Source organism: Streptomyces sp. NBC_00009, from assembly GCF_045040855.1.
Classification (GTDB): domain Bacteria; phylum Actinomycetota; class Actinomycetes; order Streptomycetales; family Streptomycetaceae; genus Streptomyces; species Streptomyces aureus.
In genome coordinates, this window is the sequence record NZ_CP108312.1 from 692,901 (window position 1) to 710,338 (window position 17,438).

Consider the following 17,438-nt stretch of genomic DNA (forward strand, 5'->3'; position numbering starts at 1 on the left):
CCGACCGAAGGAAACCCGCCCATGACGTCCCTTCACGACCACCTGACCCTGCCCAACGGCCAGGTGCTGCCGAACCGGATCATGAAGTCCGCGTTGAGCGAGGCACTCGCCGACAAGCGCAACGCCCCGGACCATCGCCTCGAACAGCTCTACCGGACCTGGAGCAGGGGCGGGTACGGACTGATCATCACCGGCAACGTCATGGTCGACCGCACCCAACTCGGCGAGCCGGGCAACGTCGTTATCGAGGACGACCGCGACCTCGCCGCGCTCACGCGATGGGCCGCGGCGACCAAGGACGCCGGCATCCCGACCTGGGTGCAGCTCAACCATCCCGGCCGCCAGGCCAACATGCTCGCACTCGGGCACACCCCGGTTGCGCCCAGCCCGATCCCGCTCAACCTGCCCGGCGCCGCCAAGCCACGCGAGCTGACGTCCGCGCAGATCGAGGACATCATCGAGCGGTTCGCGACCGCGGCGGCGGTGTGCGAGACGGCCGGCTTCGCCGGGGTGCAGGTGCACGGAGCTCACGGATACCTGGTCAACCAGTTCCTCTCCCCGCTGTCGAACCGGCGCGACGACGAGTGGGGCGGCGACCCCGAGCGGCGCATGCGCTTCGTCCTCGAGGTCGTGCGCCGCGTACGGTCACGGGTGTCACCGGGCTTTGCCGTCGCCGTCAAGCTCAACTCGGCCGACTTCCAGCGCGGTGGCTTCACCGAGGAGGATTCCCGCTCGGTCGTCGCGGCCCTGGCGCGGGAAGGACTCGACATGATCGAGGTCAGCGGCGGCAACTACGAATCGCCGGCGATGGCGGGTTCCGCAGCGGCGTCGACGCGCGCCCGTGAGGCCTACTTCCTGGAGTACGCCCGCACGGTGCGCGGCCTGGTGGGCGACATCCCGATCGCGGTCACGGGTGGCTTCCGCTCCCGCGACGGAATGGCGGCCGCCGTCGCCGCCGGAGAGTGCGACGTCGTCGGCATCGGGCGGCCCACGGCCACGACGCCCGATGCCGCCGATGTGATCCTCACGGGGCGCGCCGAGGCAGTCGTCGCACACCAGATGCGCTACGGGATGCGCCGCGTGCTCGGCAAGGTCGCCGACATCAAGGCACTCGACGGCGTGCTCGACCTCAGCTGGCACGCCGACCAGCTGCACCGACTGGGCGCCGGACTCGAACCCGACCTGCGCCGCGGTCGTCTGGCCACCACTGTCTCGATGGTGCGGCGCAACGGCAGGACGTCCTTCCGTCGCAAGCGCGGGGCCTGAGGCCCGCTCGGGCTCGCTGGTGCTGCCCGCGACGACCTTACGATCGCCGCGGGTAGCACCAGCCCGCTCGGCGATGCCTGATCAGGCCAACCGGTCAGTGGTGAACCGTCGGGCCGCCTCGGCGAAGGACGCGAAGAGGTGATTGACCGCCTCGGCGTCGCCGTCCACTGCGAGGCGGCCGGACTCGGTGGCGGCGGACGGCTTCTCATTCCCGAGCGACAGCGCGATGAACGTTCCTGCGTCGCAGGCCACAGTGGTGGGCGACGCTGCGAGTGACGGTACGGACCGGACCTGGAGCGCACCGTCGCCGACGGTCATGGAGAACCGTTCACCGGCATCGACGTCGCACTCAAGAGCGAGGCCGGCCAGCCGACCGGGTGCGATCGCCACGGTCATGCACAGCGCCACCATGTCCGTCCGAGCAGTCGACGGATCGACACCGTTGCTCATCAGGCCCAGGCCCCACAGTCCGAGTCCGATGATCGGGGTTCTCAGCCCTTCGCCGAACTCGGTCAGGGTGTACTCCGGCGTCGGCTCGGCCTTGGAGACGACGCCGATCGCGTGCAGAGCGCGAAGCCGGTCGGTGAGGCGATTCGGTCCGATCGACGGCATGCGACCGAGGATCTCGGTGAACCGCTTCGGGCCCAGCAACAGCTCGCGGAGTATGAGTACGGTCCAACGCTCGCCGAGCACGTCCATCGCCGTGGCGAGTGGGCAGGCCTGCCCGTATCTGCGTACCGCACCCATGCGTTCCACTCTACTGACAGGTTCTGACGGGCCAACGCGAGGGCCAGGGCGTTCCATCCGACCTGGCCCCCGTACGACAGCGGCTACCGAACTCAACGTCCTTCGAGCTTGCCGAGCAGCGCGCGTACTTTGAGATCACGTGCCAGACGCGCGTCGATTGCCGGGTTGATCACCCCTCGCAAGACGGACAGCGGTGTCCAGCGCGCCGGCCGGAACACGCGGGGTGAACGGTGCTCGATGGCATGCACGATGGCATGGGCAGCCTGGTCCGGTTCAAGGCGCTTGCGCAGCGGTCGCGGCGTTGTCCTGGACAGGAGCTTGCCGATCGTCGGGTTCTCGTCGACGCCGTTTCTGATCATGTCCGTCTGGATCAGCGAGAAGTAGGCGGTGGTGGCAGAAGCGCCGTGCTGGGCAAGCTCCACTCGGAGTCCGCGTCCGAGCTGCTCAACCGCGGCCTTGCTCATGGCGTAGGGAATCGCCCCCATGCCATTGAGGAAAGCGAATACCGAACTGATCAGCACGACCTGCCCCTGGTTGGCGACGATCTGCTTCATCGCCGCGTTCACGGTGTTGATAGCACCGTTGACGTTCACGGCCAGTACTTTGTCGATCGCGGGTGCGGGCATGGTGCGAAGCGTGGAGCCATGCCCCATGATGCCGGCGTTCGCGATCACGACGTCGATCCGCCCGAACCGCTCACATATGTGGGCTACGGCATCGTTGAGTGCCTCGCGGTCACAGACGTCTGCAGTGAAGCCGGCGACGCCGGACGGTGAGATGCGTGCTGCGTTCTCCGGCGTGTTCGGATGCATATCCACGATGCCGACCCGTGCGCCGCGGGCGAGGAGAGCCCGAGCCGTCGCGCTGCCGAGCCCGCCGGTGCCGCCGGTGATGAGTACGACCTTGTCGGCGAGTTCGTATTCAGTCATGCGGATGCCTCGTCTTCAGTCATGGGGTTTTGTCCGCGTCCACGTTCAGTGCGGCGTCCGAATTCGGGGCCGAGGGGCGGGACTTCGCGGTCACCGTCGGCGTGCCGCTCCCGTTGTGAGCACACGTTGACCGCCCAGCGACGCCTTCGTAATTAAGCGGACGCTAGCAAGTGCTATACGAAATGTATAGTCACCGTGCTGGATCGGTTCATGGCCGAACCGGCCATCGGCGCATGTGAGTTGCTGCGCCGTGAACTCCTGGCCGTTGCGTGGGGCCCCACTGTGGAGTGCATGGGCTGATCGTCGAAACGGAGGCCGCGCTGGGCGGTGCGTTCATCGATGCGATGGCGGAGGGTGACCCTCAGCGGCGGCCGGTGCATGGGACCTTTTCCCCTGCGCACCGACGTCTCCTCCCTCTCAGCTGTTGACCTGTGGAGGGTGATGTGTGTGCAGTGATGCCGCCCTCCCTCGACTCGGCGCAGAACGCCTGGGGTACGAGGTGACACGGCTGCGGCGCACGCCGGTGGCGGCCCGTAGCTCCTCGGGTCGTCGGGCCGCCGTGCGCCGCCGGCTTGTCGAGGCGCCGGGAGGATTCTCTCGGCGCCGGGTGCTCTTCGTCAGGCGGCGTAGGTGGGGTAGTCGGTGTAGCCGGCCTCGCCGCCGCCGTAGAAGGTGGCGGGGTCAGGGGTGTTCAGCGGAGCGTCGGCACGTACGCGCTCGACGAGGTCGGGGTTGGCGAGGGCCATGCTGCCGACGGTGATGACGTCGGCCAGGCCGTCTTCGATGTCCTTGGCGCGGGTGGCTATGTCCGTGCCGGCGCGGTTGAGGAGCAGTGTGGTCGGCCAGAGCTTGCGGAGGGTGTGCAGGAGTTCGTCGTCGCCGCCGTGGCCGATGTGCAGGTAGGCGAGATCGAGGGGCGCGAGGGCGCGCAGGAGGTGCGGGTAGAGCTCGTGGGGGTCGTTCTCCGTGAGGTCGTTGAGCTGGAAGGGGTTGCCGGGAGAGATCCGGATGCCGGTGCGGCCGGCGCCGATCTCCTCGGCCACGGCCGTGGCGACCTCGACGGCGAAGCGGATGCGGTTGTCGAGGGAGCCGCCGTACTGGTCGGTGCGCTGGTTGGCGCTGGGGAAGAGGAACTGGTTGACCAGGTAGCCGTTGGCCCCGTGGATCTCGACGCCGTCGGCGCCGGCCGAGATGGCGGCCGCGGCGGCGCGCCGGAAGTCGTCGACCGTCGCGGCGACCTCCTCGGTGGACAGCTCGCGCGGCACCGGCATCTCCTGTGGTCCGGAGGCGGTGAACGTGAGGCCGGTCGGCTTGATCGCGGAGGGGGCTACAGGCTGCCGGTGGTGGGGGGTGTTGTCGGGGTGGGAGATTCGCCCGGCGTGCATCAGCTGGATGACGATGCGTCCGTCGGCCTTGTGTACGGCGTCGGTGACCTTCCGCCAGCCCGCGATGTGCTCCACCGTGTGGATGCCCGGGGTCACCGGGTAGCCCTGTCCGTCGGCGGAGGGCTGGGTGCCCTCGGTGATGATGAGCGCGTGCGAGGCGCGCTGTGCGTAGTACTCGGCGTTCAGCTCGGTCGGTACCCCTTCCGGGGTAGCCCGGCTGCGGGTCAGGGGGGCCATGGCCAGCCGGTGGGGCAGGGGGATCTCTCCGGCGACGGTCGGGTTCCACAGGGCGTTGAGCATGGGTGATTCCTCAGGTTATGGGGGGCGGACGGCCACGATGGGGCGGTCAACGGGTGGGCGTGGACGACCGGGTGGAGACCCTGTGCCGTCCTGTCTCTGAGCCCGATGGCGCGCCCGTCATGAGCGGTGTCGGCCAACACGTCATCGACACCACCATCGAATTACGATCGTAATTCTATGGGATGCGGCTGGCAGGTTCAAGCGCGATCGCTGGGTGAGCCGAGGAGTCTGTGGCGCGTCGACGCTGTCGGTCGGGTCGGCGTAGGGCGCTTCGGGCTGTCGCAAGAACCCGGGGGTCGGCGCGACCGGTGGGGCCCGACACGTCCCTGGCGGTCCGGCCCGAGGTGTGGCAGGTCCCCGTCCACCGACCGTGGTGGCGATCAAGGGCGACCGACCCGAAGCCGAAGCTGCCGTGGTCCGCCCACCCGGGCCGGGCGGCCTGCCCCCGCGGAGTCCGGAGTACGCGCTTGCCCACTGTCGGCCAGGCCGTCAGCCGGCGTTCATGGGGTGTGGTCTGCGCGGTGGAGAACGGGGCGCAGGGCCTCGATGGCGCTGGGGTCGTCCACGGTGGAGGGGATGGGTTCGTCGTGGCCGTCGGCGATGCCGCGCATCGTCTTGCGCAGGATCTTTCCCGAGCGGGTCTTGGGCAGGGCGGCCACGACCGCGACGCCCTTGAGGGAGGCGACGGCGTCGCGTTCGCGTACGAGCTGGACGAGTTCGGCCTCGACCTCGCTCGGTTCGTGGCCCGGCTTTCAGGACGACGAGACCGCGCGAGGCGTACGTGGACGCCTTTCCCGGCTGCTACCGCACAGGCGACGGCGGCCACGTGGATGCCGACGGTGACGTCTGGGTGCTTGGCCGCACCGACGACGTCATCAATGTCGCCGGGCACCGCTTCTCCACCGGCGCCATCGAAGAGGTGTTGGCGGTACATCCAGACGTCGCCGAGTGTGCGGTGATCGGGACCGCGGACGCACTGAAGGGTGGATTGCCCCTCGGGCTGGTCGTGCTGAAGGCGAGTGCGGCGGACCGCGACCGCGATGACGTCACGCGCGAGCTCATTGAACTGGTTCGGGCACGCGTCGGTGCGGTGGCGTCCTGCCTGACTTATGAGTGCACGTGCAGGTCAGGAGCCGATCAGTTGGCCAGGAACTCGAGCACCTGCGGGACGAACGTCTCGTGGTGCTGAAAAACCCCGCCGTGGCCCGAGTTGGGGTAGATCTGGAGGGTGGCGTCCGGCAGCCGGCGAGCCATGCCGGCGGAGTGCTCGCTGGCGACCATCAGGTCGTGGTCGCCGTTCGCGACGAAGACCGGGATCTTGATGGCCGACAGGTCGTCGGCTGCGTGCATCCCGGCGGTGGTGATCGCGCGCAACTGCGCCAGCTGCGCCTGCTGTGAGATGGGCTTGTCACGGTCGGTAGTGCGCTCGGCCAGTCGCTCGAAGTAGGCGTTGGCTGCCCTCTTGCCCTCGGCATTGCGCGGAAAGAAGAGGAAGTGGCGCGGGTCCTTGCGGGCCACTGCGGCCTTCAGGTAGGCGCCGCCGACGATGAAGGGCATCTTCCAGATGCCGCCGCCGCCGCGAGGGCCGGAGCCGGCGACAACCATGCGGCGTACCAGGTCAGGCGCCTGCAGGGCGACCATCTGCGCCACCGCACCGCCAATCGAGAAGCCGAACAGATCTACCTTGTCGTGTCCGAGGGCGCGGATGAAGGCGATCGCGTCTGTCCCCATCTGCTCCAGGTCCGCCGGTACCGTCGAGCCAGTGGCGCCGACGCCCCGGTTGTCGAAGGCGATGACGCGGTGTTGGGCTGCGATCCCGTCGACGACCCGGGGGTCCCAGTCGTCCATGACGGCGGTGAAGTGGTGCAGGAATACCACCGGCACCTCCGAGTCGGCACCCAGCTCTCGGTAGGCGAAGCGCACGCTGTTGACGTCGACGTACTGGGTGGGGACATCTTTCCAAGTGACCACGACCGGTCCTTTCGTTGGGGTTCTCCTGCGGCAGGATTCTCGATTCTTTATATTACGACTGTACTGCAAAGCGGCGTGGTGCGTCGAGCAGGAAGCGTGGGACAGGCAGGCCGAGGTCTTCGGTCATGGCGACGAGTCCCAGGTGCCCGTAGGGGAAGACGTGCAAGCTTGCCCGTGGTCCGCCGCATGAGGCGGCGATCCGGGCCGGGTGCTGCTCGCATCAGCAGGGAGTCGCGCGGCTCGGGCCGGCCGGCAGGACGACCTCCGGTCCCAGCCCTACCTATGCCGCTCGAAAACACGATTCTGGGCCTGACCTGGCAGTTCCCAGACCAGAAGACTGGCCCGCACAGCACCTGCGACGATCCTTCGATGCCCCTGTCCACCGTCACCGCGCTGATTCGCGCAATCTGATCACGGTGCCCCACAGTCGCACTGCGCAGCCGCGTGGCCAAAACGCAGAGCCCTCGCGTTACGACAGGAGAACGCGCTCCTGCGCCGTCAGATCGCCCGGGTCCGCTACGAGCCCGCAGACCAGATCTGGCTCGCCGCGCTCTCGCGGTTCGTCCCGCGCGAGCGCTGGCGCCAGACCTTCACGGTCACCCCCCACCACACTGCTGACCTGGCACCGAGAACTCATCGCCAGGAAATGGACATTCACCCGGCACCACCGCCCCGGCAGACCGTCCACCACACCCACCATCAAGCAACTCATCCCGCGCCTGGCCCGAGAGAACAGCAACTGGGGCCACCGCCGGATACAGGGCGAACTCGCCCGCCTCGGCTACCCGATCGCCCCGTCCACCGTCTGGGAAATCCTCCACGCAGCCGGCATCACCCCCGCCCCGCAGCACTCCGGCCCGACCTGGCGGCAGTTCCTGACCGCCAAGGCCCACGGCATCATCGCCGCCGACTTCCTGCACCTGGACACCATCTCGCTCAAGCGCCCGTACGCCCTGATCTTCAACGAACACAGCACCCGCCGCGTCCACCTCGCCGGCGTCACCGCCCACCCCACCGCCGCGTGGACCGTTCAGCAAGCCAGGAACCTTGCCATGACGCAGGGACGGGCGCCAGTTGGAGTCGCCGCGCTTCCTCCTCCGAGACCGGGACAGCAAGTACACCCGCACCTTCGAGGCCAACGACGCGGAGACCCTGCTCAACCCACCGCAGGCACCCAAAGCGAACGCCATCTGCGAGCGAGTCGTGGGCACCCTACGCCGCGAGCTCCTCGACCGCATGCTGATCTACAACGAAGCCCACGCCCCAGCGGTCCTCGCCGAATACCTCCGGCACTACAACGGGCACCGCCCCCACCAATCCCGGCAGCAACTGCCCCCGGACAGCGCCGAACCGGCCACCGTCACACCAACCTGCAGGGCCACCGGATCCGGCGTTAACGCCTCCTCGGAGGCCTGATCAACCAGTACGAGAGAACCGCCTGACCTAACGGCCTCGCCGCAGCTCACACCACCGAATCGTATTTTCGAGCGGCACAGGGATCATGCCGACGCGAGGCCACCGACCGTATCCTGATCACGGGCGAACGACATCTGCGCCTCATCGTCGACGAGTACGCCCACTACTACAACGATCATCGCCCCCACCGATCACTCGGCCAGGGATCTCCAGGCGGTCTCCACGCGCCCCTTACGACCCGCCGAAGACGAGCAGACCCGCATCAGCCGGCACGACCGGCTCGGAGGACTGATCCATGAATACACGCAGGTCGCATAGAGGGTGACAAGGGTTATCGGCACCCACAGGGCTGCCCGGAGCGGCGGGGTCCCAACCTCGATGCCACCAACGGGCAGCCCTGGGGGTGCGGTGCGGGCGCGGTGGGGGCCGGGCCCGCACCGCGCGGACCGCTATCGCCGCGCACACAAGCGAACAGCCGCCCGCGTCGGCGTCCAGATCACCGGCCCCGGGTGGCCTGGGAGTGCGACGCGACCTGCTGAAGGCGGCCGTGAGCTGCGATAACGCCGTCCAACTGTCATCCTTAAAGGCCGGACAGCCCAGCCCCGCGCCAGCCCGCCGGGACGGAGTACGGCCTGAAGACACGCGAGCGGAGGCCATCATGCTGATCAGTCACAGCGTCGACGGCGACGTCCTGCGCGTGACCCTGCACCACAGCGTCCACGTCAACACCCGGGCCGCAGCCGCCGCAGAGATCGAGTCCCTCGTCCACACCCACACACCCCACCGCGTCACCGTCCAGGTCCCCGCCGGCGACCCGACGCCCGCCACACTCAGCGTGCTCGTCCGCGCCCATCGCACGTGCAAGAACCTCGATATCCCCCTCAGCCTGACCGGAGCCACCACGACGGCACAACGCCTGTTCACCGCCAACACCGCCTAGATGATCGATTCCAAGGGGTTTAGTGGTCGTAGGCGGTCAGGGCGCGCAGGATTGGCTGGTCGATGTGGTCGTTGTGCCAGATTGCGGCCGTGAGGGCGAGGATGCGTTGCAGGTCGGCGTCGCTGAGCTGCGGCGCAATGCCCACGGCCGGCCGCCATGGCCCGAACTGCGGCGAACCCTTCAGCAGATCATCGGTCTTCACGTAGAGCGCGGTCGCGAGGGAGTCCCACTCTGTCTTCACGCACCGACATTGGACTCCCTCGCCTCGACTGCGCAGGGGATCGTGGCAAGCCCGGCGTGGATACCTTCGACTACGGTGTCAGCACGATCCTGCCGAAGACCTCGCCCGCGTCCATCTTCTGGTGCGCCAGCACGGCTGCGTCCAGTGGTAGTACCTCGTGCACCACTGTTTCGATCTCGCCCCGGCTCGCTGCGGCGAACTGCTCGCTCCGCACGGCACGCCGGTCTGCTCCGGTGACGGTGGCTGCGCTGAAAGCGGCGAAGGACATCGACTTCTGGAACGCCGACATGATCTTCGTGCCGAAGTCCGCCGGTGGCTGGCCTGCGACAGCGCCCACGGCCACCATGCGGCCGTTCGGGTTGAGCCGGTCGAAGAACGACGGCATGTCCTTGCCGGCCACCACGTCGATGATGACGTCATAGCCTGCGGGAGCTTGTTCCCCTCCTTCGCCGGAGCGGTCCAGCACGTGGGTCGCGCCGAGACGTCGCAGTTGCTCGCCGCGCTCGGCCAAGGAGGTGGTGACCGCCACCGCGGCGGCGCCGCCGCGAGCGGCGAGTTGCACGGCCATGATCCCGATGCTGCCGGCCGCACCACGCACCAGGACCGTCTCCCCGGGAGCGAAGTGGGCGTGGCGGAGCCCGAAGTGGGCCACCACGCCGGAACTGCCGAGTGTCACCGCGGCGACTGCGGACAAGTTCACGGGCAGGGGAACGATCTCCTCAACCGGCGCGAGGGCCTGTTCGACGTATCCTCCCCCGGTGCCGGTGAAGGCCCACACCCGCCCGCCGATCCACGAGGTGTCGACACCGTCACCGACCGCGGTCACGGTGCCCGCCACCTCGCTGCCCGGGATGTGGCCCTCCTTGAAGCCGTAGGCGGCCAGGGCCCCGCTTCGGATCACGGTATCGACTCCACCGACGCCCACGGCCTCGGTGGCGATCACCACCTGTCCGGCAGCAGGTGCGGGAGCCGGCAGGTCGACAACAGCCAGACCTTCAGGACCTCCGTACGTCTGGATCGCGATTGCCTTCAACGTCGTCTCCCAAGTTCTCGGACCGATCAAATGCCGTCGTGCTCAGTACCCGCCGCCGACCGCCGCCGCCGACCGCCGCCGCCGCCGACGGGAGGGGGTTCACGGCGCGGCAGGGGTTCGGTCCCGGTGCTGTGCGCCCCGATGATCTCGGTGAGCTGCTACGTCTTGAACGTTAACGGACGCCCCCGTCCGTTTAGGTAAAGTGAGAGCATGATCGACCGTTTGCCTCACACCCTGCGTTCCGACGCGCTGGACAACCGCGAGCGCATCCTCGACGCGGCCCGAGCACTGTTTTCCGCCGACGGCCTGGACGTACCGATGCGGGAGATCGCGCGGCGCGCGGGGGTCGGACCTGCCACCTTGTACCGTCACTTCCCGACCAAGCAGGTGCTGGCCACCGAAGCCTTCGCGGACCAGTTGCGCGCATGTCGCACCATCGTCGACGACGGGTGCGCCGATCCCGATCCGTGGCGTGGTCTGTGCCTGGTGATCGAGAAGATCTGTGAGCTGCACGCGCGGGATCGGGGTTTCAGCGAAGCCTTCATGTCGACCTTCCCAGGGGCGCCGGATGTCGCGGGCCGTGAGTACACGGTGAAAGCGGTCGCCGGACTGGCCCAGCGGGCCAAGGACGCAGGGCACCTGCGGTCCGACTTCGTCCTGGACGACCTCATTCTCATCCTCATGGCCAACAAGGGGATCCACACCAGATCGACCGACACCCAGGTCATGGCCTCGCGACGCTTCGCAGGGTTGGCGATCCAGGCGTTCGAAGCCTGCCCTCAGCACGCACCACTACCACCAGGGGCACGACTGGCATCCGCAGCACCGGACAGCGTCTGACCGTGGGCGAGCGGTATTCACGCTCGACGCACGAACCGCTGAACCCCTTGGAATAGATCATCTAGAACGCCACGCCCGGCCGACACCAGGCACCCTTCCCGCACTCGTCAAGGCAGGTGGGGCTGCCGGACCGGGTGGGGACCCACCTGTCCGGCCGGTCCAGCAGCCTCGGTTCCCGGGCAGGTCGGCGAGGCTGCCGGCCGGTACAGCGGGTGCGGGGATGGGGGTGAAGAGGCGCCGCACCCGCTGGCCTATGGGGGCCACGGGCAGTTGTCTGCCAGCCTGACCCACTCCCGGTCTACCTGGCCGGGCACGACACGCCCCTGCTCACTCCACCGGGCGGCCAATGCCGCAAAGATCGGCTCACCAGGCGAAGACGGAATCGTTTCCTCGCGGCCGGTGACCGGAGCGGGCCGGGGCTTCGTCGTGGTCACACCGTTCTAACGCGCGCATCCGGCTGCGGTCACGCCTGGCAGCACCCGCGCTCCCCCGCCCAGACGTGCCGGGCTGTCGGCACAAGGGCACACCGCCCCGCGCTCAGGCGCCGATGCCGATGGAGGACACGAAGGCGTAGGCGGCATAGTCACTGTCCAGGTCGGTGCTGGGCTACCCGCCGTCATCAAGCCCGCCGCATTCGCCGACAGCATCGGCGTGATCCGCGTCGACCGCCGCGAAGAGCTGCCCGCCCATCGGTCAGCCCGCGCCGGTTCGCTGAGCTTCGTTGCCCATTCCGGCTCGGCCAGGATCTCTGATCTGAACAGAAGAACTTGACAGGGAAGGACAGCTTGCCGATACCCCCGCTGGCCCCTCATCCGGCTGCTCGGTGCGCACGCCGCCCGGGAGCTGCACGCCCGCGCTCACGGCCTGGACGACCGGCCCGTCCGACGCACTGCCCTGGTCCGCTCCACCAGCACCAGCCACACCTTCGAGGCCGACGAGCTAGATCCGGCCGCCCACCGCCGGGAGCTGCTCGCCCTGGCCGACGAGCTCGGCGCCCGCCTGCGCGCAACCGACGAGGTCTGCCGGGGGCTGACGCTCACCGTGCGCTACGCCGACCGCACCCACACGACCCGCAGCCTGCCAGAACCCAAAACTCATCGACACCGACCGTCTCGTATCCGGTCCCGTGGGACCGGAGCCACTGAGCGAGAGCACCCCACCCCGTGAGTGAGAGTTTGAGATCCGTTTGATGTGCTTTTGGGAGGATTGGCGCATGTATAGCCACACCTCATGCGCCGCGCTGCTGCCGCGCTGGGCCTCGGCCTCCATCCGTTCCAGAACGGTCTGCACCTGCTCCGAGTTCACAGCGCGATGCGCCAGCTCGATATATGCGTGAATCGCGTCAAGAGACGCGCGAAGCTCACGGATGGCGTCCCCAGGCGACGGTGGTGTCGGAGGGGAAGCGGCGTCGGTGGACGGAAGCCGGCATGGCGGGCTCGTCGGCGAGGTAGCGGGCAGGGGGACTGCTTGGAGAGCTGGGCGAGGGTAGAACGCACCCCGGTCAGCTGGTCGGTGACTGGCTTGGGGAGCACATTGTCAGCAAGGGATCCTGGCGCGTTCCGAGCCCGATCAGCTGCCGGGTTTCCAGCGCCGTCGTCGGCGACGCGGGCCGTCGGTGTGGGCTGGACGGCTCGTGAGACAGTGTGTGGAAACCTGAGAATCCGCGGCGAAGAGTAGATCTCCCGAGGGGCTGTCCGCCAGGCTGAGCCTCGACGTGCTAGATGCCGGGGTTCTCGGGCGCATCGGAAATTGTCACCTACTCCAGGATGCCAAGCCTCTTGGAGAACTGTGCGCGAGGACCCTTTATGTCTGAGGTTGAGCAAGTTACGTCGGCGTGGCTGCGGGTGACCGGGGTGCTGGAAGCCAGCAACCCGGGTGGATTCGGGGCCCTGAGTCCTGGGGCAACCGATGAGCGTTTGGGGGCGCTGAGCGGCACGCTGCAATGTGAGCTTCCTGCTGTACTCGAGACCCTACTTCGCTTGAATGACGGAAGCACTGCGAAGAACAGGAGGGAGGGTCTCCCCGGGGGAGGGGTGGCAGTCATCACCGACCCTGACTGCGCGATCCTGGACGGAATGGAGCTTCTCGGTTCGCAGGAGATCGTCAAGCGGTACAGGGAGTATCTCGCGTACGCGGAAGGCGACCCCAACTACTGGAAGCCGAACTGGATTCCGATCATCCAGTCGCAGGATGCCCCCTATGGATTCCTCCTTGCTGTCGCGGACGGAGGTGTATCGGTGATGGAGTTTTCCGAGGGCTCCTATCCAACCGCGGTTGAATGGTCACTTGCCGAGTTGCTGGGCAAGCTCGCCGAGCGCTGACGAGTTGTTGATACTCATGGGAGGTGTGTGGCCCACCGATGCGGGCCACACACCTTCATGTGTTTCCGACTGCTACCGCTATGGCTTCGGTGCGTTCAGCCAGTAAGAGTCGCCGTCTATCAGACGGTTCTCGTTGATGAACGCTCCGAACGGTTGCATGCTTTGAGTGTTCTGGTTGTTGGACATGCTCGCGCGACCACACGATTCATTCCACGTGGGGACGGGCGAGCGTTCATCGAGGTGGAGTCGCCATTTTCCGTCCGAGTCCTTCTTGGCGTACGTGGTTACACACGCGTCACCAGACGTGACAGGGTTCGGGTTCAGGCCTCCCCATTCGGTCGGCATGCCGGCACTCTGGTAGCTGGAAGCGAACCGGAACTCGTCGCAGCTCCACGTATCCTCTCCGGATGTCTTGTTGAGCTCAGGGGACAGAGTCGCCTTCTGGTTCCGCGTGTCCCGCGTGAAAACCGTTCGGGTAGCTGATCAGGTACGTCGCGCCTCGGCTCTGGCGGGCGTCGCGGTCACGCGGACTGCTGGTACTCATTGATCAAGCCACCGAGATGCTGAGTACGACGGATGCGACCGGCCAGCGGGATAACCGGGACCAGCTCTCCTGCCTCTACGGCCTGGGGAGGTCGTTGCTGGAGGGACTGGTGGGGCCGATGCCGGTTGTAGTGATCTGCATAGGTGTCCAGCACGGTCCGCAGGTGCCGCTCGTTGAGAATGAGCATCCGATCGGTGCACTCGCGACGGACGCTGCCCACCCAGCGCTCCGCGAACGCGTTCGCCTTCGGCGATCGTGGCGGGGAAAGCAGGACCTGCACGCCCGCGCCGCCCAGGACAGCGTCGAACGAGTCGGAGAACTTCCCGTCCCGGTCCCGCAGGAAGAATCGGAACCGGTCCACCCTGTCGCCCAGGTCCATCATCAGGTTGCGGGCCTGCTGGGCCACCCAATCCCGGTTCGGGTGGGTGGTGATGCCGAGGATGTGCACCCGGCGCGTTTCGACCTCCATCACGAACAGCACGTACAAACGCCTGCAGAAAGCTGTGTCCACATGGAAGAAATCGCAGGCCAACAGCCCAGAGGCCTGGACGTGTAGGAAAGAAGCCCAGCTATCGCGCGCCCGCTGAGGCCCGGGCGGCACCTTCGCCCGCCGCAGCACTGCACGGACGGTGGCCGCCGACACTGCGACGCCCAACCTGGCCAGCTCTCCCTGTACGCGCCGGTGCCCCCACAGCGGGTTCTCCCTGGCCAGGCGCAGGATCAACTCCTGTGTTTCCTGGGGTATTGGCGGCCGTCCAGGTTTCTTGTGGGGGAAGGTCCACGTGTCCGCGACCAACTCCCGGTGCCAGCGCAGCAGCGTCGCCGGGGTGACGAAGAAACTCCCCCAGCGCTCCTTGGGCAGCAGCCGCGACAACGCCGCGAGCAACACCCGGTCTCCCGGCCCCAACTCAGGTCGGCCGACCTGTCGTCGCAGCACCGCAAGCTGATGCCGCAGTACCAGGAGTTCGACGTCCTTCGCCGCACCGCCCAGCATCCGCAGGCCCGCCAGCTCCAGCGACCGGCGCGCCACCAGATAGATCCATGACCACCGCATACCCCGATCATGTCCGAGCCAGCAGCCCTCCTGCAGCCGGTCACCACAGACCAGCGGCCCGAACCCGGGTTTTCACGCGGGACAGGGTCAGGCCACTGCCGTCCGTCCGCACCCCGCGCGGAGCCGCCGGTCCCGCTCAGCACGCGCCGCGTACAGGGCCGGTATCAGGTGAACCGAGCGTTGCTGAGGTCGATGGAGACCATTGTCTGGTCCAGGATCGGGCGGTTGTCCGCATCGCTTCGGTAGGCCCGGCGTTTGGTGGGCAGGCGGATCCCGTCCGCTTCAACGGTGTCGTAGACGTACTGTGCCGCGGCGAACCCGCCCGCGATGTCGACGTGATAGTCATGCCGGCGCAGGAGATGGTCGGGGCCGAAGTAGAAGTCCTGTTGGGTGCTGTGGCTGGCGATGTGGGGCGGGAAGGTCGCGCGCAGGCCGCGCCAGAGTTCGTCTCCTTCCCGCCACGGTTCGATGTCGGTGACGGTGAAGCCTGGCATCGACAGCAGGAAGGGTGTGGTGAGGTACGTCCACAGCGCGTATCCGTTGAAGTAGGCGCGATCCAGCGGGTCCCACGGGGTGGTGAGGCCGTGCCCTGTGAACGACTTCCGCGGTTCGTTGCGTTCGGCCACGATGCGGCCGTCGACTTTTTCGATGCCGACTCTGTCGGCCGTGAAGTCGGTCTTCTGGTCGGGGGCGCCGAACGGCATCACGGAGGCATGCTGCTTGTGCAGCCAGACGGTCATCTCCCGGGGGGTAGGGTCCTGCGGCATCCCTTTGATGACGAACATGTCGCCACCGCTGACGACGGTGGCGCGGACTGTGGTGAGTGCGTTCCAGCGGTCGAGGCCACCATGGGCATCGAGAACCTCTGCGAGCAACGTGTTCATGTCGGTCTCCTGCTCGGTCATGCCGGGCGTCTCTGGCCAAAGGGGCGTCGATGGGGCGGCCGGGCCCGCCAGCGGCGTTCGGTGAAGGCCCGCGAGGCTGAATGTGCCCCGTAATCGGTCGGCGTGGTCGCCGTGGCGGGGCCGGCGCGGGTGCGCTCGGCGGCGGCGAGCGCTTCGACGACGAACTCGGACCGCATGTGGCTGGCGAGGCACCTGGCCAGGCAGGCGAGGCGCGCGAGCACAAGGGCCAGGAGTCGAACTGATCGCTGCCCACGGGAAGATAGGTAATGACGCGGGTGCATGTCGTGTTCCTCTCCATCGCGGTGAACTCGAGGCCCACCAGTTCCGGAGGCCATCGCCACGGGAGGGTCCGCGACGGCGGTGCGATGTCGGCGACGCAGCCGCAGCCAGGCGATCCGCGGTGCCCTCATCAGCCGGGCGACCCTCTCATGGCTCACTGGTTCGCTGGTCACGCACCTGGACACTGATCCTGGGGACGCGGTAAGCCCAGTGGTACCGGGGTGGACAGCGAGTATCCGCCGGTCGACCCGTGTCCTCGGCGTCGGCGCGCGGGGTTCACCTGCTCACACGCGGGGCACCCGCGGCATGGGCAGCCAGGTCGTGCCGGGCGCGGTGGCGTGCGGGGCGCCCCTCAGGCGAGGTGCTCGCGGAACCACTCGACGGCGGCACTGCTCGCTTTGTCGAACTGGGTGGTGTAGGGGTCGAAGTGGCCGCCCGGGATCGTCCGCAGCCGCTTGGGCTCCAGCGCGCGCTCGTAGGCCGCGAGGGCCAGGTCGGTCACGGTGACGGTGTCGTTGAGCGCGACCACCATCAGCAGCGGTGTGGGGGAGACCCTGTCGGCCCAGATTCCGGGCTCGTACATCCGCGCGGCCCGGGTGGAGCGGACCGTGACCTCGTTCTCCCACACGCCGTCGGGCTTGGGCTGGAGGTAGAAGTCGATGGCTTCCTGCGTCCGGTAGGACGCGGGCACCGCCGGGTCGCTGCTGACGATGGCCAGGGTACGGGGGGCCTCGCCGCGCAACTGGGCGCGCTCGTCCTCGGAGAAGGACTCCTCCAGGGCCGCGACCGCCTCGGGGACGACACGGCGCCGGCCCTGGTCGAAGCCGCTGATGGTCGGCACCTGGGAGACCACGGCCCGCAGCCGGCGGTCGGTCGCGCCCAGCACGATCGCGTGGCCGCCGGCGTAGCTGGTGCCCCACAGACCGATCCGCTCCGGATCGACCTCGGGGAGGCTCTCCAGGAAGGAGATGGCCCGCCGCCAGTCGGCGATCTGCCGCCAGGGGTCGACGTCCTGTTGCGCGCCGTCACTCCCCCCGAAGCCGCGGTGGTCATGGACCAGGACGACGAAGCCGTTCTCGGCGAAGGCCTGCGCGAACGGCTCCAGACCGTGCTCCTTGACCCCGGCGTAGCCGTGGGCCATGGTGATCGCCGGATGCGGGCCCGGACCGTCCGGCAGGAAGAGCCAGCCACGCAGTTGTACCGCGCCGTCGGCCTCGAACTGGACATCTTTGCGCTGAATCATGGAACAACCTTCTGAATAGGCAGG

The 17,438-nt window shown here is 67.9% G+C and carries 16 protein-coding genes and 2 pseudogenes; 8 read left to right on the forward strand and 10 right to left on the reverse strand.

The features are described from left to right. Positions 1–21 precede the first annotated feature (21 nt). A complete protein-coding gene (locus tag OHA58_RS03165; protein ID WP_405476146.1) occupies positions 22–1,266 on the forward strand; it encodes an NADH:flavin oxidoreductase/NADH oxidase family protein in 1,245 nt (414 codons plus the stop codon). A gap of 81 nt (positions 1,267–1,347) precedes the next feature. Here the strand turns inward: OHA58_RS03165 and OHA58_RS03170 are convergent, their stop codons facing one another. The 4 genes from OHA58_RS03170 to OHA58_RS03185 all read right to left on the reverse strand — a co-directional run bounded on the left by OHA58_RS03170 (position 1,348) and on the right by OHA58_RS03185 (position 5,286). Next, entirely contained in the window at positions 1,348–2,013 is a 666-nt protein-coding gene (locus tag OHA58_RS03170; protein ID WP_405476149.1) for a winged helix-turn-helix transcriptional regulator, read from the reverse strand. 92 nt (positions 2,014–2,105) lie between these two features. Next, complete coding sequence (locus OHA58_RS03175) at positions 2,106–2,942, reverse strand: SDR family NAD(P)-dependent oxidoreductase (protein WP_405476152.1); 837 nt, start codon at positions 2,940–2,942, stop codon at positions 2,106–2,108. Between the two features lie 617 nt (positions 2,943–3,559). Beyond that, on the reverse strand, positions 3,560–4,627 hold the full coding sequence (locus tag OHA58_RS03180) for an alkene reductase (RefSeq protein WP_405476155.1): 1,068 nt from the start codon (positions 4,625–4,627) through the stop codon (positions 3,560–3,562). Positions 4,628–5,127: 500 nt separating this feature from the next. Next, on the reverse strand, positions 5,128–5,286 hold the full coding sequence (locus tag OHA58_RS03185) for a hypothetical protein (protein WP_405476158.1): 159 nt from the start codon (positions 5,284–5,286) through the stop codon (positions 5,128–5,130). A gap of 116 nt (positions 5,287–5,402) precedes the next feature. On the opposite strand from OHA58_RS03185, the pseudogene OHA58_RS03190 reads away from it, so the two are divergent. Continuing rightward, positions 5,403–5,726 (forward strand): annotated as a pseudogene (locus OHA58_RS03190) (AMP-binding enzyme); the annotation flags it as partial. Positions 5,727–5,764: 38 nt separating this feature from the next. Here OHA58_RS03190 and OHA58_RS03195 read toward each other — a convergent pair. Then, positions 5,765–6,598: an alpha/beta fold hydrolase gene (locus OHA58_RS03195; protein ID WP_405476160.1), complete on the reverse strand. Its 834-nt coding sequence runs from the start codon at positions 6,596–6,598 to the stop codon at positions 5,765–5,767. Between the two features lie 1,074 nt (positions 6,599–7,672). Between OHA58_RS03195 and OHA58_RS03200 the strand changes: the two genes are divergently transcribed. From OHA58_RS03200 to OHA58_RS03210, 3 genes are all read left to right on the forward strand, one after another. Beyond that, positions 7,673–8,014, forward strand: coding sequence for an integrase core domain-containing protein (locus tag OHA58_RS03200; protein ID WP_405476163.1), 342 nt, complete (start codon positions 7,673–7,675; stop codon positions 8,012–8,014). Between the two features lie 116 nt (positions 8,015–8,130). Then, positions 8,131–8,313, forward strand: coding sequence for an integrase core domain-containing protein (locus OHA58_RS03205; protein ID WP_405484733.1), 183 nt, complete (start codon positions 8,131–8,133; stop codon positions 8,311–8,313). Positions 8,314–8,672: 359 nt separating this feature from the next. Next, a complete protein-coding gene (locus OHA58_RS03210; RefSeq protein ID WP_405476164.1) occupies positions 8,673–8,954 on the forward strand; it encodes a hypothetical protein in 282 nt (93 codons plus the stop codon). Positions 8,955–8,973: 19 nt separating this feature from the next. Here the strand turns inward: OHA58_RS03210 and OHA58_RS03215 are convergent, their stop codons facing one another. Together OHA58_RS03215 and OHA58_RS03220 are read right to left on the reverse strand one after the other, a co-directional pair. Next, on the reverse strand, positions 8,974–9,195 hold the full coding sequence (locus tag OHA58_RS03215; protein ID WP_405476166.1) for a hypothetical protein: 222 nt from the start codon (positions 9,193–9,195) through the stop codon (positions 8,974–8,976). 70 nt (positions 9,196–9,265) lie between these two features. After that, positions 9,266–10,228, reverse strand: coding sequence for a zinc-binding dehydrogenase (locus OHA58_RS03220; protein WP_405476168.1), 963 nt, complete (start codon positions 10,226–10,228; stop codon positions 9,266–9,268). 210 nt (positions 10,229–10,438) lie between these two features. Between OHA58_RS03220 and OHA58_RS03225 the strand changes: the two genes are divergently transcribed. The 3 genes from OHA58_RS03225 (at position 10,439) to OHA58_RS03235 (ending at position 13,389) form a co-directional block, all read left to right on the forward strand. Beyond that, the gene (locus OHA58_RS03225) at positions 10,439–11,068 is read left to right on the forward strand and encodes a TetR/AcrR family transcriptional regulator (protein ID WP_405476170.1); all 630 of its coding nucleotides are present in this window, start codon (positions 10,439–10,441) and stop codon (positions 11,066–11,068) included. Between the two features lie 894 nt (positions 11,069–11,962). Continuing rightward, on the forward strand, positions 11,963–12,235 hold the full coding sequence (locus OHA58_RS03230; RefSeq protein WP_405484735.1) for a hypothetical protein: 273 nt from the start codon (positions 11,963–11,965) through the stop codon (positions 12,233–12,235). A gap of 638 nt (positions 12,236–12,873) precedes the next feature. Further along, complete coding sequence (locus tag OHA58_RS03235) at positions 12,874–13,389, forward strand: SMI1/KNR4 family protein (protein WP_405476172.1); 516 nt, start codon at positions 12,874–12,876, stop codon at positions 13,387–13,389. 521 nt (positions 13,390–13,910) lie between these two features. Here the strand turns inward: OHA58_RS03235 and OHA58_RS03240 are convergent. The 3 genes and pseudogenes from OHA58_RS03240 to OHA58_RS03250 all read right to left on the reverse strand — a co-directional run. After that, on the reverse strand, positions 13,911–14,987 hold the full coding sequence (locus OHA58_RS03240) for an integrase core domain-containing protein (protein WP_405476174.1): 1,077 nt from the start codon (positions 14,985–14,987) through the stop codon (positions 13,911–13,913). Between the two features lie 164 nt (positions 14,988–15,151). After that, positions 15,152–15,892, reverse strand: coding sequence for a hypothetical protein (locus tag OHA58_RS03245; RefSeq protein WP_405476176.1), 741 nt, complete (start codon positions 15,890–15,892; stop codon positions 15,152–15,154). Positions 15,893–16,523: 631 nt separating this feature from the next. Continuing rightward, positions 16,524–17,423, reverse strand: a pseudogene (locus OHA58_RS03250) (alpha/beta hydrolase); the annotation flags it as partial. Positions 17,424–17,438 lie beyond the last annotated feature (15 nt).

What these genes read in the sequence shown, in the direction of transcription:
- OHA58_RS03165 (WP_405476146.1), top strand. Translation starts at nt 22, where the DNA reads ATGACGTCCCTTCACGACCACCTGACCCTGCCCAACGGCCAGGTGCTG.
- OHA58_RS03170 (WP_405476149.1), bottom strand. Translation starts at nt 2,013, where the DNA reads ATGGGTGCGGTACGCAGATACGGGCAGGCCTGCCCACTCGCCACGGCG.
- OHA58_RS03175 (WP_405476152.1), bottom strand. Translation starts at nt 2,942, where the DNA reads ATGACTGAATACGAACTCGCCGACAAGGTCGTACTCATCACCGGCGGC.
- OHA58_RS03180 (WP_405476155.1), bottom strand. Translation starts at nt 4,627, where the DNA reads ATGCTCAACGCCCTGTGGAACCCGACCGTCGCCGGAGAGATCCCCCTG.
- OHA58_RS03210 (WP_405476164.1), top strand. Translation starts at nt 8,673, where the DNA reads ATGCTGATCAGTCACAGCGTCGACGGCGACGTCCTGCGCGTGACCCTG.
- OHA58_RS03225 (WP_405476170.1), top strand. Translation starts at nt 10,439, where the DNA reads ATGATCGACCGTTTGCCTCACACCCTGCGTTCCGACGCGCTGGACAAC.
- OHA58_RS03235 (WP_405476172.1), top strand. Translation starts at nt 12,874, where the DNA reads ATGTCTGAGGTTGAGCAAGTTACGTCGGCGTGGCTGCGGGTGACCGGG.
- OHA58_RS03240 (WP_405476174.1), bottom strand. Translation starts at nt 14,987, where the DNA reads ATGCGGTGGTCATGGATCTATCTGGTGGCGCGCCGGTCGCTGGAGCTG.
- OHA58_RS03245 (WP_405476176.1), bottom strand. Translation starts at nt 15,892, where the DNA reads ATGACCGAGCAGGAGACCGACATGAACACGTTGCTCGCAGAGGTTCTC.